Source organism: Rahnella variigena (assembly GCF_003610915.1).
In the GTDB taxonomy this organism is placed as follows: domain Bacteria; phylum Pseudomonadota; class Gammaproteobacteria; order Enterobacterales; family Enterobacteriaceae; genus Rahnella; species Rahnella variigena.
The window spans coordinates 2,140,330-2,163,991 of the sequence record NZ_NSDJ01000001.1; the positions used below are offsets into that span (position 1 = coordinate 2,140,330).

The window sequence follows — 23,662 nt, forward strand, 5'->3', positions numbered from 1 at the left end:
AAGTAATTTTTTAATAACAAAGTAGCAACAAGTGCAACAAAGTTGCGCCTGACTGGAGTAAGATAGCCGGGTGAAAAACAGGGGGATATAAGGGCAGTAAAGAGTCGGGAAGAAAAAGCAGGGCAACTTCAAAAATCACTCAGCCAGATGGATGATTTTTGAAGGTTCCTTGAAGAGCCAAACGCTCAACCAGCGAACTGTTTTAGTAAGGAAAACCGTTTTACCGCGGTGTATCACGGTCAATATTATTAACCACGGCGAAAACTAAAGCTTCAAAGCTTAAGGGATCACGATGCAGAACGGCGCAATGAAGGCCTGGCTGGATTCCTCCTATCTGGCGGGTGCGAACCAGTCTTACATAGAACAACTCTATGAAGACTACTTAACCGATCCTGGTTCCGTTGACGATAGCTGGCGTTCGATTTTTAAACAGCTACCAACAGTGGGTGTGAAACCAGAGCAACTCCATTCTCAAACACGAGACTACTTCCGCCGACTGGCGAAAGACGCGTCACGTTATAACTCCTCCATCAGCGATCCGGAAACGGATGCCAAGCAAGTCAAGGTGCTGCAGTTAATCAACGCCTTCCGCTTCCGTGGCCATCAGAACGCGAACCTTGATCCCCTCGGCCTGTGGAAACTGGACGATGTACCTGATCTGGATCCTGCGTTCCATCATCTGACAGAAGCTGATTTCCAGGAGACCTTCAACGTCGGTTCATTTGCCATTGGCAAGGAAACCATGCAGCTCGGCGAGCTGTATAAAGCCCTGAAGCAAACCTATTGCGGATCCATTGGTGCGGAATACATGCACATCACCAACACCGAAGAGAAACGCTGGATCCAACAGCGTATCGAATCCGTGGCGGGTCGTGCGAATTTCACCAATGATGAAAAGAAAACCTTCCTGAAAGAACTGACCGCAGCTGAAGGTCTGGAACGTTATCTGGGTGCGAAATTCCCGGGTGCAAAACGTTTCTCTCTCGAAGGTGGCGATGCGCTGGTTCCGATGCTCAAAGACATGATCCGTCATGCCGGCAAAAACGGAACCCGCGAAGTGGTGCTGGGTATGGCGCACCGCGGACGTCTGAACGTGCTGATCAACGTGCTGGGGAAAAAACCTCAGGACCTGTTCGACGAATTCTCCGGTAAGCATAAAGAACACCTGGGTACCGGTGACGTGAAATACCACATGGGCTATTCGTCTGATGTGGAAACCGAAGGCGGTATGGTTCACCTGGCGCTGGCGTTTAACCCGTCGCACCTGGAAATCGTCAGCCCGGTCGTCATCGGTTCTGTTCGTGCCCGTCGTGACCGTCTGGACGAAGCGCGCAGCAACATGGTTCTGCCAATCACCATTCACGGTGACGCGGCAATTACCGGTCAGGGTGTGGTTCAGGAAACCCTGAACATGTCGCTGGCACGCGGTTATGAAGTGGGCGGTACCGTGCGTATCGTCATCAATAACCAGGTGGGCTTCACCACCTCGAATCCAAAAGATGCACGTTCTACCGATTACTGTACGGATATCGCGAAAATGGTGCAGGCACCGATTTTCCACGTCAATGCAGATGATCCTGAAGCAGTCGCTTTCGTGACCCGTCTGGCACTGGATTTCCGTAACACCTTTAAACGTGACGTCATGATCGACCTGGTTTGCTACCGTCGCCACGGCCATAACGAGGCCGACGAACCTAGCGCAACCCAGCCGCTGATGTACACCAAGATCAAGAAACACCCGACGCCACGCAAAATCTACGCTGATGTCCTGACTGAGCAGAACGTTGCCAGCCTCGAAGATGCGACGGAAATGGTCAATCTGTACCGTGATGCGCTGGATGCCGGTGAGTGTGTAGTGGAAGAGTGGCGTCAGAATGACATGCACACTTTCACCTGGTCGCCGTATCTGAATCATGAGTGGGACGAGCCATACCCGAATAAGGTTGAGCTGAAACGTCTGCAGGAACTGGCGCGTCGCGTCAGCCATGTGCCGGATGCGATTGAAATGCAGTCACGCGTTGCCAAGATTTACGGCGACCGTAACGAGATGGCCGCAGGTAATAAGAAATTCGACTGGGGCGGCGCAGAAAATCTGGCGTACGCTACGCTGGTGGACGAAGGCATTCCGATTCGTCTGTCCGGTGAAGATACCGGTCGTGGCACCTTCTTCCACCGTCATGCTGTGATCCACAATCAGAAAAACGGTTCCGTGTACGTGCCGCTGGCCAATATTCATAACAGCCAGGGCGAGTTCAACGTCTGGGATTCCGTGCTTTCCGAAGAAGCGGTACTGGCGTTTGAATACGGTTATGCGACTGCTGAACCGCGCACCCTGACCATCTGGGAAGCGCAGTTCGGTGACTTCGCCAACGGTGCGCAGGTAGTTATCGACCAGTTCATCAGTTCCGGCGAACAGAAATGGGGCCGCATGTGTGGTCTGGTGATGCTGCTGCCGCATGGCTACGAAGGGCAGGGGCCGGAGCACTCCTCCGCGCGTCTGGAACGCTATCTGCAACTTTGCGCTGAGCAAAACATGCAGGTGTGTATCCCGTCTACCCCGGCGCAGGTTTATCACATGATCCGTCGTCAGGCACTGCGTGGTATGCGTCGTCCGCTGATCGTGATGTCACCGAAGTCACTGTTGCGTCATCCTCTGGCGGTTTCTACGCTGGAAGAACTGGCCGACGGCAGCTTCCTGCCAGCGATTGGTGAAGTTGACGAACTGGATCCAAAACAGGTTAAGCGCGTGGTGATGTGCTCCGGTAAGGTTTACTACGACCTGCTGGAACAACGTCGCAAAAACGAGCAAACCGATGTGGCGATTGTCCGCATCGAGCAGCTGTATCCGTTCCCGCACAAAGCGATTCAGGAAGTGCTCGAGAAATTCTCACACGTTCATGACTTCGTCTGGTGTCAGGAAGAGCCGCTGAACCAGGGCGCGTGGTATTGCAGCCAGCACAATTTCCGTGAAGTGATTCCTTTCGGGGCTTCTTTACGTTACGCAGGACGTCCGGCCTCTGCTTCCCCGGCAGTCGGCTACATGTCCGTTCACCAGAAGCAACAGCAAGATCTGGTTAACGATGCGCTTAACGTTAAATAACGCGTTGGCGTGAGTTAACACTATGGAACATAAGAAGGATTTATAATGAGTAGCGTAGATATTCTGGTCCCTGACCTTCCTGAATCCGTTGCGGATGCGACGGTTGCCACCTGGCACAAAAAACCGGGCGACAGTGTTGAGCGTGACGATGTACTGGTAGAAATTGAAACCGATAAAGTGGTTCTGGAAGTGCCAGCAAGTGAAGCCGGTATTCTGGACAGCATCATCGAAGACGAAGGCGCTACCGTGATTTCCCGCCAGATCCTGGCGCGTATCCGTCCGGGCAACAGCTCCGGTAAGCCAAGCACTGAGAAAAGCTCCGAAAAAGAAGCGACTCCTGCGGCACGCCACACAGCAGCACTGGAAGAAGAGAACAATGACGCACTCAGCCCGGCTATCCGCCGCCTGATTGCTGAACATTCTCTGGATGCCAGCGCGATCAAAGGCAGCGGTGTCGGCGGTCGTCTGACCCGTGAAGATATCGAACAGCATCTGGCGAAAGCCAAAGACGCTAAACCGGCAGCCGCTCCGGCAGCTTCCAGCGCCGCTCCTGCTCTGGGTTCACGTAGCGAAAAACGTGTGCCGATGACCCGTCTGCGTAAGCGCGTGGCTGAGCGTCTGCTTGAAGCGAAAAACAGCACTGCGATGCTGACCACCTTCAACGAAATCAACATGAAGCCAATCATGGATCTGCGTAAGCAGTACGGTGATGGTTTCGAAAAACGTCACGGCGTGCGTCTGGGCTTTATGTCTTTCTATCTGAAAGCCGTGGTTGAAGCGCTGAAACGCTATCCGGAAGTGAACGCGTCTATTGATGGCGAAGATGTGGTTTACCATAACTATTTCGACGTCAGCATTGCGGTATCGACTCCACGTGGTCTGGTTACGCCAGTTCTGCGTGACGTAGATACGCTGGGCATGGCTGATATCGAGAAGCAAATCAAAGAGCTGGCGATCAAAGGTCGTGACGGCAAACTGAAAGTGGAAGAACTGACCGGCGGTAACTTTACCGTGACCAACGGCGGCGTCTTCGGCTCCCTGATGTCCACGCCAATCATCAACCCACCACAGAGTGCGATCCTCGGCATGCATGCCATTAAAGATCGTCCTATGGCGGTCAATGGTCAGGTAGTGATTCTGCCAATGATGTATCTGGCACTGTCCTACGATCACCGTCTGGTGGACGGCCGTGAATCGGTCGGCTTCCTGGTGACCATTAAAGAAATGCTGGAAGATCCGGCTCGTCTGCTGCTGGACGTCTAGTCCCGGCGCAACGAAAGATTAGAGATCGAAAAATCTGCGGCACAGTTCGCTGTGCCCTGATAAGCCTTCCTACTTACCGAATAAGAATGGATAGAACATCATGAATTTACACGAGTATCAGGCGAAACAGCTGTTCCTGCGCTACGGCCTGCCAGCACCATCAGGCTTCGCCTGTTCCACCCCGCGTGAAGCGGAAGAGGCTGCATCGAAAATCGGTGCCGGTCCGTGGGTGGTGAAATGTCAGGTTCATGCCGGTGGCCGCGGTAAAGCGGGCGGCGTGAAAGTGGTTAAAAGCAAAGAAGAAATTCGCGCTTTTGCTGAACACTGGTTAGGTAAACGTCTGGTGACTTATCAGACAGACGCCAGCGGTCAGCCGGTTAACCAGATCCTGGTTGAAGCGGCAACGGATATCGATCAGGAACTGTACCTCGGTGCGGTAGTCGATCGCAGCTCCCGTCGTGTGGTGTTCATGGCGTCTACCGAAGGCGGCGTGGAAATTGAGAAAGTGGCAGAAGAAACGCCACACCTGATCCATAAAGTAGCCCTGGATCCGCTGGCAGGTCCGCAGCCTTACCAGGGGCGCGAACTGGCGTTCAAACTGGGTCTGACCGGTAAGCAAGTTCAGCAGTTCACTAAGATCTTCATGGGTCTGGCGAACATCTTCCTTGAGCGCGATCTGGCGCTGATCGAAATCAACCCGCTGGTGGTGACTACCGCTGGCGACCTGATCTGCCTCGACGGCAAACTGGGTGCGGACGGCAACGCCTTGTTCCGTCAGCCAGAATTGCGCGAAATGCGCGATTACAGCCAGGAAGATGCCCGTGAATCACAGGCAGCGCAGTGGGAACTGAACTACGTTGCCCTCGACGGCAACATCGGTTGCATGGTGAACGGTGCCGGTCTGGCAATGGGTACCATGGACATCGTGAAACTGCACGGTGGCGAACCGGCTAACTTCCTGGATGTTGGTGGTGGTGCAACCAAAGAACGCGTGACTGAAGCCTTCAAAATCATTCTGTCTGATGAAAAAGTGAAAGCCGTCTTCGTTAACATCTTCGGCGGTATCGTACGTTGCGACCTGATCGCCGACGGTATCATCGGCGCGGTGGAAGAAGTGGGCGTCAGCGTACCGGTTGTGGTACGTCTTGAAGGTAACAATGCAGAGCTGGGTGCCAAAAAACTGGCAGACAGCGGTTTGAACATCATTGCAGCGACCAGCCTGACGAATGCGGCTCAACAAGTTGTCGCGGCAGTGGAGGGGAAATAATGTCGATTTTAATCAACAAGAACACCAAAGTTATCTGCCAGGGTTTCACCGGTAGCCAGGGTACTTTCCACTCCGAACAAGCCATCGCTTACGGCACCAAAATGGTTGGCGGCGTTACGCCAGGCAAAGGCGGCACCGAGCACCTGGGTCTGCCCGTGTTCAACACCGTGCGCGAAGCGGTAGAAACTACCGGCGCAACGGCGTCTGTAATTTATGTTCCGGCTCCGTTCTGCAAAGACTCCATTCTGGAAGCGCTGGATGCGGGTATCAAACTGATCATCTGTATCACTGAAGGCATCCCGACGCTGGATATGCTGGTGGTTAAAGTGAAACTGGATCAGAGCGATGCAGTGATGATCGGGCCAAACTGCCCGGGCGTGATCACCCCTGGCGAATGCAAAATTGGCATCATGCCTGGCCATATTCACCTGCCAGGCAAAGTGGGCATCGTTTCCCGCTCCGGTACACTGACCTATGAAGCTGTTAAACAGACCACTGATTACGGTTACGGCCAGTCTACCTGCGTCGGCATCGGCGGTGACCCGATCCCGGGCTCTAACTTCATCGATATCCTGAAGCTGTTCCAGGAAGATCCACAGACTGAAGTGATCGTCATGATCGGTGAAATCGGTGGTAACGCAGAAGAAGAAGCTGCTGCGTACATCAAAGCACACGTGACTAAACCGGTTGTGGGCTACATCGCCGGTGTGACTGCGCCCAAAGGCAAGCGTATGGGCCACGCAGGTGCCATCATTGCCGGTGGTAAAGGCACTGCAGACGAGAAATTTGCAGCACTGGAAGCGGCCGGCGTTAAAACCGTTCGCAGCCTGGCAGATATCGGCGAAGCCGTGAAATCTGTCCTGCCGCAATAAGTAATACCCGTCGCGCCGGAAAAAATCCGGTGCGATGTAAGTCGATTTATTTAAGAAACTGATTCGACATGTTGGCCGCCTTCGGGTGGCCTTTTTTATTTTAAGCGAAATATTTAACATTCGCTGAATTGAGCTATATTTATTAACACAGCACGATAGGTTCATTGGAAATAAAAGGTTAATAATTAGGTTTCAACAGGTAGCAAAATAGATATTAATGACAACCATATAAGCACAATTAATTAACATTAAGTCCACCCTTAAAGCCCAATGAAACCAATGATTAACATCCTGAAATATTTTTTCAGAAATTGATGTGGGTAATATAGAAATAAACAAGGAGATAGGCTTAAATTGCGGCAGATCAATTACAGCGATTTTCACTGTTTTGTTCTTAAATTGACCTGTACACGGAAATCCGCTTTGGGTCACTAAAAAACCTATTTAATGTGTGGGATTACTGGCGTAACATATTGGTCCTGTAACATCAGTTTTTTGTATGTTTACTTTTCCCCGTGATTTCGCCTGCTCATCAGCCTCTTAGAGGCTTACTGACCGTGCGTTTTCCGGGTTCAGAGTGCCTGCCGCGGGCATTTCTGTTCTACACACATTTGAATATTGGTAGTCAAGAGGCGTTCCGGCAACCGGTTCGTCAAAGATCGCAATTTGGGGTCTTCCTCCGAGGAGCAAGGGGTCAAGATGTTTGATATCGTTGAACTGTCGCGTTTACAGTTTGCTTTAACAGCCATGTACCATTTCCTATTTGTCCCATTAACGCTGGGTATGGCGTTTTTACTGGCAATTATGGAAACGGTTTATGTGCTTTCCGGCAAACAAATCTATAAAGATATGACCAAATTCTGGGGCAAACTCTTTGCAATTAACTTTGCACTGGGCGTTGCAACCGGTTTAACCATGGAATTCCAGTTCGGTACTAACTGGTCATATTTCTCACATTACGTCGGTGATATCTTCGGTGCGCCTCTGGCGATCGAAGGTTTGATGGCGTTCTTCCTGGAATCCACTTTAGTCGGCCTGTTCTTCTTCGGTTGGGATCGTCTCTCTAAAGTTCAACACATGACAGTGACCTGGTTTGTGGCGCTTGGCTCAAACTTGTCCGCCTTGTGGATCCTGGTGGCGAACGGCTGGATGCAAAACCCGATTGCTTCCACCTTCAACTACGAAACCATGCGTATGGAAATGGTCAGCTTCTCTGAGCTGGTCCTGAACCCGGTTGCGCAGGTTAAATTCGTTCACACCGTAGCGTCTGGTTATGTGACTGGCGCGATGTTCATTCTGGCTATCAGCTCTTACTACCTGCTTAAAGGTCGTGACGTCGGTTTCGCGAAACGCTCATTTGCGATTGCTGCAAGCTTTGGTCTGGCTGCCGTACTTTCCGTTATCGTGCTGGGTGATGAATCCGGTTATGAAATGGGTGACGTGCAGAAAACCAAACTGGCAGCTATCGAAGCAGAGTGGGACACCCAACCTGCACCGGCCAGCTTCACGCTGTTTGGTATGCCTAACCAGGACAAAATGGAGAACGAATATTCTATTCAGATCCCATATCTGCTCGGCCTGATTGCCACGCGTTCTGTTGATACGCCGGTCACCGGTCTGAAAGACCTGATGGCGCAACACGAAGTGCGTATCCGCAATGGTATGAAAGCCTACACCCTGCTGGAAGAACTGCGTTCGGGCAACACTGACCCGAAAGTACGCAGCGATTTTGAAAATGCTAAGCAGGATCTGGGCTACGGTATGTTGCTGAAACGCTATACCGACAACCCGGCGGGTGCGACTGACGCACAAATTCAGAAAGCGACCAAAGATTCTATTCCGCGCGTTCTGCCGCTGTACTTCGCATTCCGTATCATGGTTGCCTGCGGCATCCTGATGTTCGTGCTGATTGCGCTGTCCTTCTATACCGTATTGCGCGGCAAGATTGGTCAGAAACGCTGGTTACACCGCGCGGTATTCATCGGCCTGCCATTGCCGTGGATTGCTGTCGAAGCGGGCTGGTTCGTGGCCGAATATGGCCGTCAGCCTTGGGCGATTGGTGAGGTGTTACCGACTGCGGTTGCGCACTCTTCACTGACTGTGGGTGATGTACTCTCCTCGATGATCCTCATCTGTGGCCTGTACACCCTGTTCCTGATCGCTGAAATGTTCCTGATGTTCAAATATGCGCGCCTGGGCCCAAGCAGCCTGAAAACTGGCCGTTATCATTATGAACAAACTTCAGCGCCACTTGAGCAAGCTCGGTAATAGGGAGTCCACTTATGTTTGATTATGAAGTTTTACGGTTCATCTGGTGGGTGCTGATTGGCGTGCTGTTTATCGGCTTCGCAGTCACCGATGGATTTGATATGGGCGTGGGCATTCTGGTGCGCATTATCGGTAAAACCGATACTGACCGCCGCGTGATGATCAACGCCATCGCCCCGCACTGGGACGGTAACCAGGTCTGGCTGATCACCGCCGGTGGTGCATTGTTTGCAGCATGGCCGATGGTTTACGCCGCGGCATTCTCCGGCTTCTACGCCGCGATGGTGCTGGTGCTGTGCGCCTTGTTCTTCCGTCCGCTGGGCTTTGACTATCGTTCAAAACTCGAGAGCCCGCGCTGGCGTGGCATGTGGGACTGGGGCATCTTTATCGGCAGCTTCGTCCCTGCACTGGTGTTCGGTGTGGCGTTCGGTAACCTGCTGCTGGGTGTTCCGTTCCATATCGACAGCGACCTGCGTCTGTTCTACACCGGTAACCTGTTTGGCCTGCTGAACCCGTACGGCATTCTGGCCGGTCTGGTCAGCCTGACCATGCTTATCACGCAAGGTGCCACCTATCTGCAAATGCGTACTGTGGGTGAACTGCACCTGCGTACCCGCACCGCGTCGCAGATTTCTGCACTGGTGATGATGGTGTGCTTCCTGCTGGCAGGTATCTGGTTAGTGAAAGGGATTGATGGCTTCACCGTGACGTCTGTTATGGATCACGCCGGCCCGTCAAACCCGCTGCGCAAAACGGTGTCTCATGAAGCCGGTGCATGGCTGGCTAACTTCAACAAGACTCCGGGTCTGTGGGCGATCCCTGCACTGGGTGTGATTCTGCCGCTGCTGACCATTTTGTTCTCACGCATGAACAAAGCGGCGCTGGCATTCATCAGTAACTCACTGACTATCGCCTGTGTGATCCTGACTGCGGGTATCACTATGTTCCCGTTCGTGATGCCGTCAATCACTGAGCCGAACGCCAGCCTGACCATGTGGGATGCGACATCCACCTTGCTGACGCTCAGAGTGATGACCGTTGTTGCCTGTATCTTTGTACCAATCATCCTGATTTACACCTCATGGGCGTATTACAAGATGTTCGGTCGCCTCGATAAACACTACATCGAGAACAACAAGCATTCGTTGTATTAAGGAGAACACCATGTGGTATTTTGCCTGGATCCTCGGCACCTTACTGGCTTGCTCATTCGGTATCATTACCGCGCTGGCGTTTGAACACAGCGAAGCCAATAAAGCGGCTAAAGAAGAGAAGTAATAATGAGTGTGATCGTGGATAAACTCTACGCCATCACAGACAAGGGCCCCTTGCGGGCCCTTTCGCTTGTGATGTCACTGGTGCTTGCCGGATGCGTATTCTGGAAACCGGGCCTGTTTGCCTCGTCAACCAGTCAGCTGGAAGTCTGGCACGGCATCATCCTGATATGGGCAGTCTGTGCAGGTGTGATCCACGGCCTTGGCTTTCGTCCGCATAAATCGGTATGGAAGGCATTCTTCTCTCCGATACTTGCCATGATTGCGCTGGCCGCAGGACTTTTTTACTTTTTCAGCTGATTCTTTGCTGAAATAAAAGACAAATTTACAGTAATCGTCCTATGGGCCGTTCTGGCCCATAATTATTTTCGTTCCAGCAATGCAACCCATTCCCAACCCCAACTCACTTGAGTATAGTAGTGCCGTCAAATTGCATTACGGGATGTAGAGTGAGTAATTCGTTGTTCCGATGGCCGGTTCGTGTCTACTTTGAAGACACAGACGCGGGAGGTGTGGTCTACCACGCCCGATACGTCGCCTTTTATGAAAGGGCTCGCACAGAGATGTTGCGCCAACGCAATTTTCACCAGCAACAACTGCTGGGAGAACATGTCGCTTTTGCTGTCCGCCGCATGACGGTCGAATACTTTGCACCAGCTCGCCTAGATGACCTGCTGGATGTTCAGAGTGAGATTACGTCCATTCGCGGAGCTTCTCTTACTTTTGCACAACGAATTCTTGATTCGCATGGAAACCTTCTGAGTTCTGCAGAAGTGTTGATTGCGTGCATTGATCCACACCAAATGAAGCCACGTGCGCTTCCTAAGTCTATTGTCGCGGAGTTTAAGCAGTGACTGACATGAACATGCTTGATTTATTTTTAAAGGCCAGCATCCTGGTTAAGCTGATTATGCTTATCCTGGTGTGCTTCTCTGTCGCGTCCTGGGCGATCATCATTCAACGCACAAAAGTGCTGAATGCCGCCACCCGTGAGGCAGAAGCATTTGAAGATAAATTCTGGTCCGGTATTGAGCTTTCCCGTTTGTATCAGGAAAGCCAGGGCCGTCGCGAAACCCTGAGCGGGGCAGAGCAAATCTTCCATTCCGGTTTTAAAGAGTTTGCGCGTCTTCATCGTGCCAACAGCCATGCGCCTGAGTCGGTGATTGAAGGCTCTTCACGTGCCATGCGTATTTCCTTTAACCGTGAACTCGAATCTCTTGAAATGCACATTCCTTTCCTGGGTACCGTCGGTTCCATCAGCCCGTATATCGGCCTGTTTGGTACGGTCTGGGGGATCATGCACGCCTTTATCGGCTTAGGTTCTGTAAAACAAGCCACCCTGCAAATGGTTGCACCGGGTATCGCAGAAGCACTGATCGCCACCGCGATTGGTTTGTTTGCTGCTATCCCTGCGGTTATGGCGTATAACCGCCTGAACCAGCGTGTAAATAAGCTTGAGCAAAACTACGATAACTTCATGGAAGAATTTACGGCCATCCTGCACCGTCAGGCTTTCTCTCGCGAAACCAGCAGTAACTAAAGGGGGAGAGTATGGCTCGTTCACGAGGTCGTCGTAACCGTCGCGAAGGTAAGTCGGAGATCAACATTGTTCCGCTGCTGGACGTACTGCTGGTTCTGTTACTGATTTTTATGGCAACAGCTCCCATCATTACCCAAAGCGTGGAAGTGGATCTGCCAGACGCGACGGATTCCAAAACGGTATCCAGCGATGATAACCCGCCAGTGATTGTCGAAGTCTCAGGCGTGGGTCAGTACACCATAGTGGTGGATCATCAGCGTATGGAACAATTGCCTGAACAGCAGGTTATCGCGGAAGCGACCAGCCGTATTCAGGCCAATCCGAAGACGGTATTTCTGATCGGCGGCGCTAAAGATGTGCCTTATGATGAAATCATTAAGGCGCTGAATATGCTGCATCAGGCTGGCGTGAAGTCTGTCGGATTGATGACACAACCTATCTGAGGATAGGTAATTTGTAACACTTATTTGAAACCCGGCATTCTCTGGCTTGTTAAAAGTATGACAGGCAATACAGGAAACCGGGTTTTTAGTAATCCTGTCTTGGGAAATCTATTTTGGTAAAGGCAACTGCAACTGAACAAAACGATAAGCTCAAACGCGCCGTTATTGTTTCGGTCGTTCTGCATATCATCATTATAGGCCTGCTGATTTTGGGATCGCTGGACGAAGATACCAGCATGAGTGGGGGCGGTGGCGGCAGCGATATCTCTGCCGTAATGGTTGATCCCAGTGCCGTGGTCGATCAGTACAACCGTCAGCAACAGCAACAGGCTGATTCCCAACGCGCTGCTGCAGCGCGTCAGAAAAAATCAGAACAACAGGCTGAAGAGCTTCAGCAGAAACAGGCCGCCGAACAACAGCGCCTGAAAGAACTTGAAAAAGAGCGTCTGCAAGCGCAGCAGGATGCGAAGCAGCAGGCTCAGGAACAGGCTCAGCAGCAAAAACAAGCTGAGCAAGCCGCTGAACAGGCGAAAGAACAACAGAAGCAGGCTGAAGCTGCCGCTGCACAGGCGAAAGCCGAAGCAGCAAAAGCGGCGGCACAGGCCAAAGCGGATGCTGCGAAAGAAGCGGCTAAAGCCCAAGCAGACGCACAGAAAAAAGCTGCTGCGGATGCTCAGAAAAAAGCAGAGGCCGAAGCAACCGCCGCTGCTGCCGCTGCGAAGAAACAAGCAGAAGCTGACGCGAAGAAAGAAGCGGCTGCAGAAGCGAAGAAACAAGCTGCTGCAGAAGCTAAAGCGCAGGCCGCTGCAGATGCAAAAGCCCAGGCTGAAGCGGATGCGAAAGCGGCTGCTGATGCCAAAGCCGCTGCTGCCGCTGAGAAAAAAGCAGAAGCTGCAGCTGCAGCGAAGAAAGCCGCAGCCGATAAAAAAGCTGCCGCTGCCGCCGCTGCGAAAGAAGCAGCTGATGCGAATAACTTATTTGATGGTCTTGCTGACTCCAAAAATGCACCAAAAGGCGCAACAGGTGGCGGCGCTTCTGCTCCGGCAGGGAAGGGGACTCAGAAAAAGGCAGGCGCATCAGGTGCCGATATTGCTAACTATGGCAGCCAGATTAAGGCAGCTATCGAGAGCAGATTCTATGACGCGTCATCGTATGCGGGTAAAACTTGTTCGTTGCGCGTTAAAATGAACCCGGATGGCTCGCTTATCAGCGTGTCGGCGGAAGGTGGGGATCCTGCACTTTGTCAGGCAGCGCTTGCCGCAGCCCGACAGGCGAAGTTCCCGAAACCACCTTCTGAAGCAGTCTATGAAGTCTTTAAAAATGCTCCGATAGATTTTAAACCGTAGAAAGACGAAAATAATTTCTTTTCAGAATTTTACGATAGATTGCAGGGTGTAATTCTAGTTTTGTATGCGTTGGTTTGTTAAAATTCTGCTAAATTATCGCGGGCAGATACGTCCAGATAAGGGAGATACAATGAAGCAGGCATTTCGAGTAGCGTTCGGCCTTTTGATGATGTGGGCATCTGTGGTTCATGCAGAAGTTCGCATTGAAATTACCCAAGGGGTAGATACAGCTCGCCCGATTGGCGTTGTGCCATTCAAATGGGCTGGCCCGGGTACACCACCTGAAGATGTGGGTGGTATCGTTGCAGCTGACTTACGTAACAGCGGCAAGTTCAATCCTATTGATGCATCACGTATGCCACAACAGCCGACCTCTGCCGCAGAAGTAACTCCTGCTGCATGGACTGCGCTGGGCATTGATGCGGTTGTTATCGGTCAGGTTCAGCCTGCAGCCGATGGCAGCTACGTGGTGTCTTACCAGCTGGTTGATACCTCTGGCGCACCAGGTACCGTGCTGGCACAAAACCAGTACAAAGTGACCAAACAGTGGTTACGTTATTCCGCCCATACCGCCAGTGACGAAGTTTTCGAAAAGCTGACCGGTGTGAAAGGCGCATTCCGTACCCGTATCGCTTATATCGTGCAGACCAACGGCGGTAAATTCCCGTATGAACTGCGCGTAGCGGATTATGACGGTTACAACCAGTTCGTGGTTCACCGTTCACCAGAGCCACTGATGTCTCCGGCCTGGTCGCCGGATGGCAGCAAACTGGCGTACGTCACGTTTGAAAGCGGTCGTTCAGCACTGGTTGTTCAGACTCTGGCTAATGGCGCGATCAAACAGATTGCTTCATTCCCGCGTCACAACGGTGCACCGGCGTTCTCACCTGATGGCAGCAAACTGGCTTTCGCTCTGTCTAAAGACGGCAGCCTGAACCTGTATGTAATGAATCTGTCTTCTGGTCAGATTAGTCAGGTGACCAACGGACGCAGCAACAACACTGAACCAACCTGGTTCCCGGACAGCCAGAATCTGGCGTTCACATCGGATCAGGGTGGTCGTCCGCAAGTTTATAAAGTCAATATTAATGGCGGTGCGCCTCAGCGTCTGACCTGGGAAGGCTCGCAGAACCAGGACTCTGACGTAAGTGCAGATGGTAAGTTCCTGGTGATGGTGAGCAGCGCCAGCGGTACACAGCACATCGCTAAACAAGATCTGGCAACGGGAGCCGTTCAAACATTGACGGACACGTTCCTGGATGAAACGCCTAGCCTCGCACCAAACGGCACCATGGTAATTTACAGCTCTTCACAGGGCCTGGGTTCCGTATTGCAGTTGGTATCGACTGATGGGCGCTTCAAAGCGCGTCTTCCGGCAACTGATGGACAGGTCAAATTCCCTGCCTGGTCGCCGTATCTGTAATGCATAGAAAACTATGTATGGCAAAAAATTATAAAAGGATCGAATAGATGCAACTGAATAAAGTGCTGAAAGGGCTGATGCTGGCGTTGCCTGTACTGGCTGTAGCTGCTTGTAGTTCTCACAAGAACGCAGACAACGACCAATCTAATGGTATGGGTCTGAACTCTGGCGCAGGCACTGAAAACGCAAACATGTCTTCAGAAGAGCAAGCTCGTCTGCAGATGCAAGAACTGCAGAAAAACAACATCGTTTACTTTGGCCTGGACAAATACGATGTGTCTTCTGAATTCGCTCAGATGTTAGACGCGCACGCAGCATTCCTGCGTAGCAACCCGTCTTACAAAGTGACTGTAGAAGGTCATGCTGACGAACGTGGTACGCCAGAGTACAACATCGCCCTGGGCGAACGTCGTGCTACTGCTGTTAAAATGTACCTGCAAGGCAAAGGCGTTTCTGCTGACCAAATCTCTATCGTTTCTTACGGTAAAGAAAAACCAGCTGTACTGGGTCATGACGAAGCGGCATACGCTAAAAACCGTCGTGCAGTACTGGTATACTAAGAGAATAGTATGAGCAGTAACTTCAGAACTCACTTGTTGAGTCTGTCGTTACTGGTTGGCGTAGCGGTCCCATGGGCCGCTACTGCCCAAGCGCCAATCAGTAATGTCGGCTCAGGCTCGATTGAAGATCGGGTCACCTCTCTGGAGCGTATTTCTAACGCTCACAGCCAGCTATTAACTCAACTCCAGCAACAACTTTCTGATACCCAACGTGATATGGATACTCTTCGTGGTCAAATCCAGGAGAACCAGTATCAGTTGAGTCAGCTTGGTGATCGCCAGAAGCAAATTTTTAATCAACTGGACAGCTTAAGCCAGGGCAATGCAGGAGCCGCCAGTACGGGCGCTGCAGCAGCCACAGGTGACACAGCCGGTTCTGCTGCCGCAACGCCGGACGCGGGTGCTGCACAAGCGCCTGCAAGCACCGGTGACGTGAACAGCGATTACAATGCTGCGGTTTCACTGGCGCTGGAAAAGAAACAGTATGATGAGGCGATTGCTGCCTTTCAGAGTTTCGTAAAAAAATATCCTGATTCAACTTATCAGCCTAATGCCAACTACTGGTTAGGACAGTTGTATTACAACAAAGGTAAAAAAGACGACGCTGCGTATTATTTTGCAGTTGTGGTCAAAAATTACCCTAAGTCTCCAAAAAGTTCTGACGCGATGTTTAAGGTTGGGGTGATCATGCAGGAGAAAGGTCAGGCTGATAAAGCCAAAGCCGTCTTCACGCAGGTTGTAAAACAGTACCCAAATACCGATGCGGCAAAACAAGCTCAAAAACGTTTATCTGCAAAGTAGTTCCTCATTCAGGTCTGGAAAATGTACATATCGTGCATTTTCTGGGCTTGAGTGTGTGAAACGCCATCAGTTAGCACTCTTTCTGAAAATTAAAGTTGCACTGAAAAGTTAAATAAGTAATATATGCCGCCGTTGCCCAGACAACTCCAAACGGCTAACGCTGTCAGAGATTTAGGCAATATGCAGTAGGTTTAGAAGGGCCGTTAGCTCAGTTGGTAGAGCAGTTGACTTTTAATCAATTGGTCGCTGGTTCGAATCCAGCACGGCCCACCAAATCTAAATCATTTATTGCATGTGGCTTGCACACCAACTGCAAGACACGCAGGCAGACAGAAGTATTCAGGAAGGGCCGTTAGCTCAGTTGGTAGAGCAGTTGACTTTTAATCAATTGGTCGCTGGTTCGAATCCAGCACGGCCCACCACTTTTAAAGTGGAAAATGTAGTGAAGCAGTGCAGGATGAGAACCAATGGTTCGAGCCGAGCGAAGCGAGACGACAACGCGCAAGCGTTGCCCGCAGGGCGAGGTGAAACCGAGTCAATCCAGCACGGCCCACCACTCTTTTAGAGTGAACGCCCTGAATAGTTTTAGACGCCGACAGTAAAAAGTAGTACCCAGCATTTAGATGGGCCGTTAGCTCAGTTGGTAGAGCAGTTGACTTTTAATCAATTGGTCGCTGGTTCGAATCCAGCACGGCCCACCACTTTTAAAGTGGAAAATGTAGTGAAGCAGTGCAGGATGAGGTGAAACCGAGTTAATCCAGCACGCCCCGCACACTATTGTGAAGCCATCTAAATTGCAGAATTCAGAGAAAAGCGCCTTTTGGCGCTTTTTTCGCATGTGATGCACGAAACCTCCTTCCATCGTTATCTTCAATTTTCCTGTATTTTGCTCAACTCACTCCAGTTTTAAGTGCAGTAAACATTTTAAGCCTTATGGCTAATATCTGGACGACTTTCTCAGAATTTTACGGTATTTTGTTTAGCATACAAAACCAACGGGTTTCTGAATGGGATCTGTTGCGGCTTCTGGCTTTTCAGGCGTGCTGCCTGACTGAATGAGATGACGAGTATGAGCGAAACATTGGACCTGAATTCGACGGTTTATCCTTTTCCTCCTAAACCCGCAGTTCTGAGTGCAGATGAAAAGACTTTCTACAAAGAGAAGATCAGAAAACTGCTCAGGGAACGTGATGCCGTGATGGTGGCGCATTACTACACTGATCCTGAAATTCAGGCGCTTGCAGAAGAAACCGGGGGCATTGTCGCAGACTCTCTGGAAATGGCGCGCTTTGGCAGTCAGCATCCGGCTTCCACGTTGCTGGTGGCCGGCGTGCGCTTCATGGGTGAAACGGCCAAAATCCTCAGTCCTGAAAAAACAGTCCTCATGCCGACGCTCAATGCGGAATGCTCGCTGGATCTGGGCTGCCCGGAACAGGCTTTCTCAGATTTCTGCGACCAGCACCCCGATCGCACCGTTGTGGTCTACGCTAATACCTCGGCGGCGGTGAAAGCCCGTGCCGACTGGGTAGTCACGTCGAGCATTGCGGTAGAACTGATTGAACATCTTGATAGTCTGGGCGAAAAAATCATCTGGGCACCGGATCGTCACCTCGGCAATTATGTTCGCAAGCAGACGGGCGCTGATGTCTTGTGCTGGCAGGGCGCCTGTATCGTCCATGACGAGTTTAAATCCCAGGCCCTGACCCGAATGAAAGGCTTGTATCCAAACGCCGCTGTTCTGGTACATCCTGAGTCTCCTCAGGCGATTGTGGATATGGCTGATGCGGTCGGTTCTACCAGTCAGCTCATTCAGGCTGCAAAAACCTTGCCTCAGAAACAGCTGATCGTCGCTACTGACCGCGGGATTTTCTACAAAATGCAGCAAGCGTGCCCGGATAAAGAATTGTTTGAAGCACCGACAGCAGGTGAGGGCGCAAGTTGCCGCACCTGCGCGCATTGCCCGTGGATGGCGATGAACGGCCTGAAAGCCATTGCTGAAGGTCTGGAGCACGGCGGAGCAGAACATGCGATAGAAGTGGATGAGGCGCTGCGTGTGAAGTCATTGATTCCGCTGAATCGTATGCTGGATTTTGCCGCGCAACTCAAATTACGCACACAGGCCAAAGCCCTGTAAGCAAACGCGATGTGACTGACGAAAAAGGAAGGACGTGATGATGGATTTTTTCAGTACCAGCAATATTCTGGTTCATATTCCTCTCGGCAAAGGCGGGTATGACCTGTCTTGGATTGAAGCGGTTGGCACCATTTTTGGTTTGCTTTGTATCTGGTACGCCAGTAAAGAAAAGCTCATCAATTACGCGTTTGGTCTGATCAACGTCACCTTGTTTGCGATCATCTTTTTCCAGATCCAGCTCTACGCCAGTTTGCTGCTGCAAATCTTCTTCTTTGCCGCCAATATTTATGGCTGGTACGCCTGGAGCCGTCAGACAGCGGATCAGGAAGCCGAATTGCAGATCCGCTGGTTACCACGCGGGAAAGCGCTGATTTGGGGCGTGGTGTGCGTCGCTGGCATTTTACTGATGACGTTTAACATTGACCGCGTATTTGCCGCGCTCACTCTGGTGGCGGTGAATCTGATGCAGGCGCTGGGGATGAATGTGCAGATGCCAGAATTGCAGCCGGATGCTTTCCCGTTCTGGGATTCATCAATGATGGTGCTGTCGATTGTGGCGATGCTGCTGATGACGCGTAAATATGTCGAGAACTGGTTGCTGTGGGTGGTGATCGACGTGATAAGCGTGGCGATTTTTGCCTATCAGGGCGTCTATGCGATGGCGCTCGAATACGTGTTGCTGACGCTGATTGCACTCAACGGTTCGTGGCTGTGGATCAAGAGCGCGAAGCAAAATGGCTCGCAGCCCCTGCAAAACGTCTGAATCTGCTTAACAAAAACGCCTCCATACCGGAGGCGTTTTGCTTTCTGCTATTGGTGAACATCAGTGATGATGGTGTGCGTGGGAGTGACCATGATGATCGTGCCCTGCGCTGGCAGCCGGGATTTCATTAATCTCGCAATCCGGCGTTTCACAGCGACCGTATTCCATCTGAATCGTCGCGTGTCCGATATGGCATTTCTCCAGCAAATGATGCTGAATGCGGTCTAACAGCGCATCGTGATCGTGAGGTGGCACCACCTGCACATGCAGCGTCATCAGCCGCTGTTCACCAATCTGCCAGACGTGAACGTGATGGACATTGCGAACTTCAGGGATGCTCAGCGACAAATCACGGCGCAGTTTATCGATATCAATTTCCTCAGGCGTACCTTCCAGCAACTCATGAAAACTTTCGCGCAGTAGCCGCCAGGCGTTGTTCAGCACCAGACACGACACCAGCACCGACAGAATCGGGTCAATGGGCGTCCAGCCGGTATACATGATGATCAGTGCTGCAGCGACCGCACCAATCGATCCCAGTAAATCCCCCAGCACATGCAGAGCCGCAGCGCGCACGTTGATGTTGGCTTTTTCCTGACCCTGATGCAGTAACCAGAACGCCAGAATATTGGCAAACAGCCCGGCGATAGCAATGACCAGCATCGTGGTACCCATCACCGGCTGTGGATTGAAGAAGCGGGCAATGGCTTCCCAGACGATCAGCACCACAATTACCAATAGCGCGGCGGCATTGACGAACGCGGCCATTGTCGTCAGGCGCAGATAACCAAAGGTATGACGGGAATTGGGCTTACGTTTTGCAAAACGCACGGCCATCAGCGCCACGAGCAAAGCGGCAGCATCTGTCAGCATGTGACCGGCATCGGCCAGCAACGCCAGAGAGCCAGAAATCAGCCCGCCGATGACTTCCGCGACCATAAAAACAACGGTTACAAGGAAAGCCAGTAACAGGCGACGGCTATTTTTATCCTGCGGTAACAGGGAAGAAGACATAGTTATATTCACAAAGATGATGAACAGAGACGATCACAATAGCGTAATCAGATGACGTTGCAAGAAGGGGAAGTTTCGAAATAAGGAGGAACCGAAGTTCCTCCTGAACGAGATGCTACCGGCGTATTTATTTACCAGTTTCTTTTGATTGCGTGGTTCCAGGTGCCTGGTCAGGACAACGACCATCTTTGCACATCGCTTTCTTATGCTGTTTGTCCTTGCTCATATGCTGCTTGGTGGTATCCGTTTTGGTATTCACTTCATCTGCTGGCTTGTTCGTGTTGTTAATCTGGTCATTATCAACACTTTTAGGTGCCATATTCTGAATTGAGCCAGGTGAACCGGACTGATTGGCCTGACCGTTGTTATCACCAGCCGAGGTTTCACCGGCAGCAAAGGCCGCGCCCGTTGTCAGAGCCATAGTGGCAGTCAGTAACATGATTGCGAGCTTTTTCATAATGTCATCTCCATTGTTTCAGAAAGGTCCGTGGTCGTGTTTCATGTGTCTGCTTAAAGCCTAGCTAAATAAATTATGTCCTAAATCAAAATGAGACTAATCGTAAGTGTAAAAGCAGGTTTACACTGCCCCTCATTACGGCTAGATTGAACGCGGTCAGCGTTTCGCTTTGTCTCTTATGAACACCCGAATGGAACTGTTATGAATTATCAAAACGACGATTTACGCATCAAAGAAATCAAAGAACTTTTACCTCCGGTTGCCCTGCTCGAAAAATTTCCCGCCACTGACAAAGCGGCAAAAACAGTTTCTCAGGCTCGTAATGCCATTCATAAGATCCTGAAAGGAAACGATGATCGTCTGCTGGTTGTTATCGGGCCTTGCTCAATCAATGATCCTAAAGCTGCCAAAGAATATGCCGCACGCCTGCTGAAAATGCGTGAAGAATTGCAGGGGGAACTGGAAGTGGTAATGCGCGTTTATTTCGAAAAACCGCGTACTACGGTGGGCTGGAAAGGGCTGATCAATGACCCGCACATGAACAACAGCTACCAGATTAACGATGGTTTGCGCATTGCCCGCAAATTGTTACTTGATATTAATGACACCGGTTTGCCTGCCGCCGGCGAGTTCCTGGACATGATCACGCCACAATATCTGGCGGATTTAATGAGCTGGGGCGCAATCGGTGCGCGTACCACAGAATCTCAGGTTCACCGTGAGCTTTCCTCCGGTTTATCCTGCCCGGTCGGTTTCAAAAATGGTACCGACGGCACCATCAAAGTGGCTATCGACGCCATTAACGCCGCAGGCGCGCCGCATTGCTTCCTGTCTGTCACCAAATGGGGTCATTCCGCCATCGTGAATACCAGCGGTAACAACGACTGCCATATCATTCTGCGTGGCGGCAAAAAGCCAAACTACAGCGCTCAGGACGTGCTCGAAGTGAAAGACGGCCTGAAAAAAGGCGGTCTGCCAGCACGTATCATGATCGACTTCAGTCATGCAAACAGCAGCAAGCAATTCAAAAAGCAGATGGAAGTCTGTGAAGACGTTTGCGGGCAGATTGCTGGTGGTGAACAGGCAATTATGGGCGTGATGGTTGAGAGCCATCTGGTTGAAGGGAACCAGAGCCTCGACAGCGGCGAGCCACTGGTTTACGGCCAGAGCGTGACCGATGCCTGCATCGGCTGGGAAGACACAGAAGTGCTGCTGCGTAATCTCGCGAACGCCGTTAAAGCGCGTCGCGGATAATTCTTTAACACCAGTACATCTTTCTGAGCCCCGCTTTTGCGGGGCTTTTTTATTAGCTGAATACGTCAAAGTGCGCAGCGCATATCCATGCAACGCAAATCGGCATTCGCCATTTCTGACCGGTACAAACCCTCTTTTACCAGGCTGAATCCGTTCCTCTTATAAAACTCAAAAGCATTGGGCGTGGATGACAGGATGATCTCTTTAAATCCCCGCGATTTTGCTTCGGCTTTTAGTTTATTGAGAATTTGCGTCGCGAGTCCTTTTCCTTCGAATTCCGGCAAGGTGAATATCGCCTCAACACTGCCATTTTTCAGGTCTAGATAACCCGTTGCCGCAGGCGTACCCAGACCGTGCGCTTCAGCCACAAAAAAAGGATTCTCAGTAATGGCCTTACGGTAACCGGGTGGCATCTGATCCGGCGTCCAGGCCATCACAATGTCGGCGCCATAGGTATTTTTACATCCGTGGCGGATAGCCTGATTTCTGATTTCCCAGAGTATTTCCGCTTCATCGGGGGAGGCGAGTCTGACGGGCATCGGTTTCTCCTTATGGCTGTTCGTTTTAATTAAAACGTATTACCACAAAATAGCGCGAACAGTTACTTCTTCATCCCGACACCCAGCCGTCCGTTAGCGTTGAGATCACGTTCAAGGAATCGGCCTGTCCAGTTCGCTTCATAGTTTTCGCGTGGGAAATCCGCAGGTGAAGCGCCTGTCTTCAGTGCTTCGTGTACCTTGCGGGCATAAGCGACATTCTTTTCGCACAGTGGTGCGGCCGGAATGTACATCACATTTCCCCATCCTTGCTGATCTTCAACCGGCGCGACGGAATGAATGACGTCACAATGCCACCATACCGAGTCGCCCGCCTGAAGTTCCGGAATACTGCACAGGCCTTTAATCAGATGCGGATGCCATTTTTCGGAAACAGGTAAAACGCGGCCAGGCGTAACGCCACAGAGTTCATCTTCAGGCACATCATCAAGCAGCGGACGCAGCAGCACATACGCCATCGCCTCAGGCACCGGAACGGCGTGCAGCAAGCCCTGTCCGGTTTGCATATCAGACAGCGCAGTCCAGCCCTGGAATGTCCGTAAAGCTGAGCATTTAGTCGTGTTATCCACATCGTATTCATTGACGTCGGGTCTGAAAGCCGCATCCCATGGATCGTATTCTTCAAAACGGTTGGTGAAAATCTTGCGGAAGACTTTCTGATACGCTGGTAACAGCCAGCGTTCTAACGCGCCGGAATCGGTATGCGCGCCCAGCCCCTTAGAAGTGGTGCCCGGAAGACGCCTGCGGATCCTGTCCGGATAGATAATATTTACGTCGGGATTAAACCATGCGCCCTGATGGTCGCCGAACTTCCAGAGACGGTTTAAAAATGACTGAACCGTGCCGATTTCCTCACTCTGTCTGGCTTCCATCTGTGCGGCAGACCAGTAGATGGGATAAATCTCAGGGCGGGAAGCGTCCAGTGAACCAAAGAAATTATCACCCGGTCCGCGATAAACCTCATCGAAATTGTTTTCATCAAGGTAATGCAGCATGGATTTATCCATTGCAAGCGCGTCATCACGTTCAAATGTCTGACGTACCACCAGACATCCACGACGTTTCACCTGCGCAATCTGCGCATCAGATACCCGGCCTTCTGCCAGTTCTGACCAGCTAATTTGCGGCCATGCAGTGCCGTTAGCCGCTTCCTCCGCCCTTGCTGCGGCTATCTCCGTTTCAATTTTTTCGCAGACCTGCCGGAAGAGTCCTTCAACATCGCCAATCTGTGCGCGGAGTTGTTTTTTCATCTCAATAATATTCTTTTTATAATCAACAGGTAATGTCGTTGACGTAAATCTGTTATCCATAAAACCTCCGGCAGAC

Annotated in this window: 22 protein-coding genes, 3 tRNA genes and 1 other RNA gene; 22 read left to right on the top strand and 4 right to left on the bottom strand. The window is 51.3% G+C overall.

Features of this window, described 5'->3' with window-relative positions:
• The first annotated feature begins 292 nt into the window (after positions 1-292).
• From sucA to pnuC, 21 genes are all read left to right on the top strand, one after another.
• Positions 293-3,100: a 2-oxoglutarate dehydrogenase E1 component gene (sucA, locus tag CKQ54_RS09850; RefSeq protein ID WP_120160387.1), complete on the top strand. Its 2,808-nt coding sequence runs from the start codon at positions 293-295 to the stop codon at positions 3,098-3,100.
• Positions 3,101-3,145: 45 nt separating this feature from the next.
• Positions 3,146-4,363, top strand: a complete 1,218-nt coding sequence (gene odhB, locus CKQ54_RS09855) for a 2-oxoglutarate dehydrogenase complex dihydrolipoyllysine-residue succinyltransferase (RefSeq protein WP_120160389.1) — start codon at positions 3,146-3,148, stop codon at positions 4,361-4,363.
• A 100-nt stretch (positions 4,364-4,463) separates the two neighbouring features.
• On the top strand, positions 4,464-5,630 hold the full coding sequence (sucC, locus tag CKQ54_RS09860) for an ADP-forming succinate--CoA ligase subunit beta (protein ID WP_113876027.1): 1,167 nt from the start codon (positions 4,464-4,466) through the stop codon (positions 5,628-5,630).
• The gene (gene sucD, locus CKQ54_RS09865) at positions 5,630-6,502 is read left to right on the top strand and encodes a succinate--CoA ligase subunit alpha (protein WP_101077378.1); all 873 of its coding nucleotides are present in this window, start codon (positions 5,630-5,632) and stop codon (positions 6,500-6,502) included. Before sucC ends, sucD begins: the two co-directional genes overlap by 1 nt.
• Positions 6,503-7,201: 699 nt before the next feature.
• On the top strand, positions 7,202-8,770 hold the full coding sequence (gene cydA, locus CKQ54_RS09870; RefSeq protein WP_120160391.1) for a cytochrome ubiquinol oxidase subunit I: 1,569 nt from the start codon (positions 7,202-7,204) through the stop codon (positions 8,768-8,770).
• A 14-nt stretch (positions 8,771-8,784) separates the two neighbouring features.
• Positions 8,785-9,924 (top strand): cytochrome d ubiquinol oxidase subunit II, encoded by a 1,140-nt coding sequence (cydB, locus tag CKQ54_RS09875; RefSeq protein ID WP_037037106.1) that lies wholly within the window; start codon positions 8,785-8,787, stop codon positions 9,922-9,924.
• A 10-nt stretch (positions 9,925-9,934) separates the two neighbouring features.
• Positions 9,935-10,048 carry a cytochrome bd-I oxidase subunit CydX gene (gene cydX / locus CKQ54_RS09880; protein ID WP_013576433.1) on the top strand — a complete coding sequence of 38 codons (114 nt, stop codon included), beginning with the start codon at positions 9,935-9,937 and terminating at the stop codon, positions 10,046-10,048.
• Between the two features lie 2 nt (positions 10,049-10,050).
• Positions 10,051-10,344: a cyd operon protein YbgE gene (gene ybgE / locus CKQ54_RS09885; protein WP_112289185.1), complete on the top strand. Its 294-nt coding sequence runs from the start codon at positions 10,051-10,053 to the stop codon at positions 10,342-10,344.
• A gap of 149 nt (positions 10,345-10,493) precedes the next feature.
• Positions 10,494-10,898: a tol-pal system-associated acyl-CoA thioesterase gene (ybgC, locus tag CKQ54_RS09890; RefSeq protein ID WP_015698108.1), complete on the top strand. Its 405-nt coding sequence runs from the start codon at positions 10,494-10,496 to the stop codon at positions 10,896-10,898.
• Positions 10,895-11,584 (top strand): Tol-Pal system protein TolQ, encoded by a 690-nt coding sequence (tolQ, locus tag CKQ54_RS09895; protein ID WP_056771666.1) that lies wholly within the window; start codon positions 10,895-10,897, stop codon positions 11,582-11,584. Before ybgC ends, tolQ begins: the two co-directional genes overlap by 4 nt.
• 11 nt (positions 11,585-11,595) lie before the next feature.
• Positions 11,596-12,027, top strand: coding sequence for a colicin uptake protein TolR (tolR, locus tag CKQ54_RS09900; protein ID WP_013576429.1), 432 nt, complete (start codon positions 11,596-11,598; stop codon positions 12,025-12,027).
• A 113-nt stretch (positions 12,028-12,140) separates the two neighbouring features.
• Positions 12,141-13,373 (top strand): cell envelope integrity protein TolA, encoded by a 1,233-nt coding sequence (tolA, locus tag CKQ54_RS09905; RefSeq protein WP_120160393.1) that lies wholly within the window; start codon positions 12,141-12,143, stop codon positions 13,371-13,373.
• A gap of 130 nt (positions 13,374-13,503) precedes the next feature.
• A complete protein-coding gene (gene tolB / locus CKQ54_RS09910; protein WP_112289187.1) occupies positions 13,504-14,796 on the top strand; it encodes a Tol-Pal system beta propeller repeat protein TolB in 1,293 nt (430 codons plus the stop codon).
• Between the two features lie 47 nt (positions 14,797-14,843).
• Positions 14,844-15,356 (top strand): peptidoglycan-associated lipoprotein Pal, encoded by a 513-nt coding sequence (gene pal / locus CKQ54_RS09915; protein WP_013576426.1) that lies wholly within the window; start codon positions 14,844-14,846, stop codon positions 15,354-15,356.
• Between the two features lie 9 nt (positions 15,357-15,365).
• On the top strand, positions 15,366-16,157 hold the full coding sequence (gene cpoB / locus CKQ54_RS09920) for a cell division protein CpoB (RefSeq protein WP_120160395.1): 792 nt from the start codon (positions 15,366-15,368) through the stop codon (positions 16,155-16,157).
• Positions 16,158-16,354: 197 nt separating this feature from the next.
• Positions 16,355-16,430, top strand: a tRNA-Lys gene (locus CKQ54_RS09925).
• A 73-nt stretch (positions 16,431-16,503) separates the two neighbouring features.
• Positions 16,504-16,579: transfer RNA gene (locus tag CKQ54_RS09930), tRNA-Lys, on the top strand.
• 14 nt (positions 16,580-16,593) lie between these two features.
• A non-coding RNA gene (locus tag CKQ54_RS09935) (RtT sRNA) lies at positions 16,594-16,713 on the top strand.
• 69 nt (positions 16,714-16,782) lie between these two features.
• Positions 16,783-16,858 (top strand) — tRNA-Lys (locus tag CKQ54_RS09940).
• A 368-nt stretch (positions 16,859-17,226) separates the two neighbouring features.
• Positions 17,227-18,291, top strand: a complete 1,065-nt coding sequence (gene nadA, locus CKQ54_RS09945; RefSeq protein ID WP_120160397.1) for a quinolinate synthase NadA — start codon at positions 17,227-17,229, stop codon at positions 18,289-18,291.
• A 40-nt stretch (positions 18,292-18,331) separates the two neighbouring features.
• Positions 18,332-19,054 carry a nicotinamide riboside transporter PnuC gene (pnuC, locus tag CKQ54_RS09950; protein WP_120160722.1) on the top strand — a complete coding sequence of 241 codons (723 nt, stop codon included), beginning with the start codon at positions 18,332-18,334 and terminating at the stop codon, positions 19,052-19,054.
• Positions 19,055-19,114: 60 nt separating this feature from the next.
• On the opposite strand, the gene zitB is transcribed toward pnuC, so the two are convergent.
• Entirely contained in the window at positions 19,115-20,068 is a 954-nt protein-coding gene (gene zitB / locus CKQ54_RS09955) for a CDF family zinc transporter ZitB (protein ID WP_120160399.1), read from the bottom strand.
• A gap of 127 nt (positions 20,069-20,195) precedes the next feature.
• Positions 20,196-20,525, bottom strand: coding sequence for a protein YbgS (locus tag CKQ54_RS09960; protein ID WP_112291877.1), 330 nt, complete (start codon positions 20,523-20,525; stop codon positions 20,196-20,198).
• 201 nt (positions 20,526-20,726) lie between these two features.
• Here CKQ54_RS09960 and aroG point away from each other — a divergent pair, with 201 nt between their 5' ends.
• Positions 20,727-21,779, top strand: coding sequence for a 3-deoxy-7-phosphoheptulonate synthase AroG (gene aroG / locus CKQ54_RS09965; RefSeq protein WP_120160401.1), 1,053 nt, complete (start codon positions 20,727-20,729; stop codon positions 21,777-21,779).
• A gap of 65 nt (positions 21,780-21,844) precedes the next feature.
• Here the strand turns inward: aroG and CKQ54_RS09970 are convergent, their stop codons facing one another.
• The gene (locus CKQ54_RS09970; protein ID WP_120160403.1) at positions 21,845-22,318 is read right to left on the bottom strand and encodes a GNAT family N-acetyltransferase; all 474 of its coding nucleotides are present in this window, start codon (positions 22,316-22,318) and stop codon (positions 21,845-21,847) included.
• A gap of 62 nt (positions 22,319-22,380) precedes the next feature.
• On the bottom strand, positions 22,381-23,646 hold the full coding sequence (locus CKQ54_RS09975) for a DUF1479 domain-containing protein (protein ID WP_120160405.1): 1,266 nt from the start codon (positions 23,644-23,646) through the stop codon (positions 22,381-22,383).
• Between the last annotated feature and the right edge of the window lie 16 nt (positions 23,647-23,662).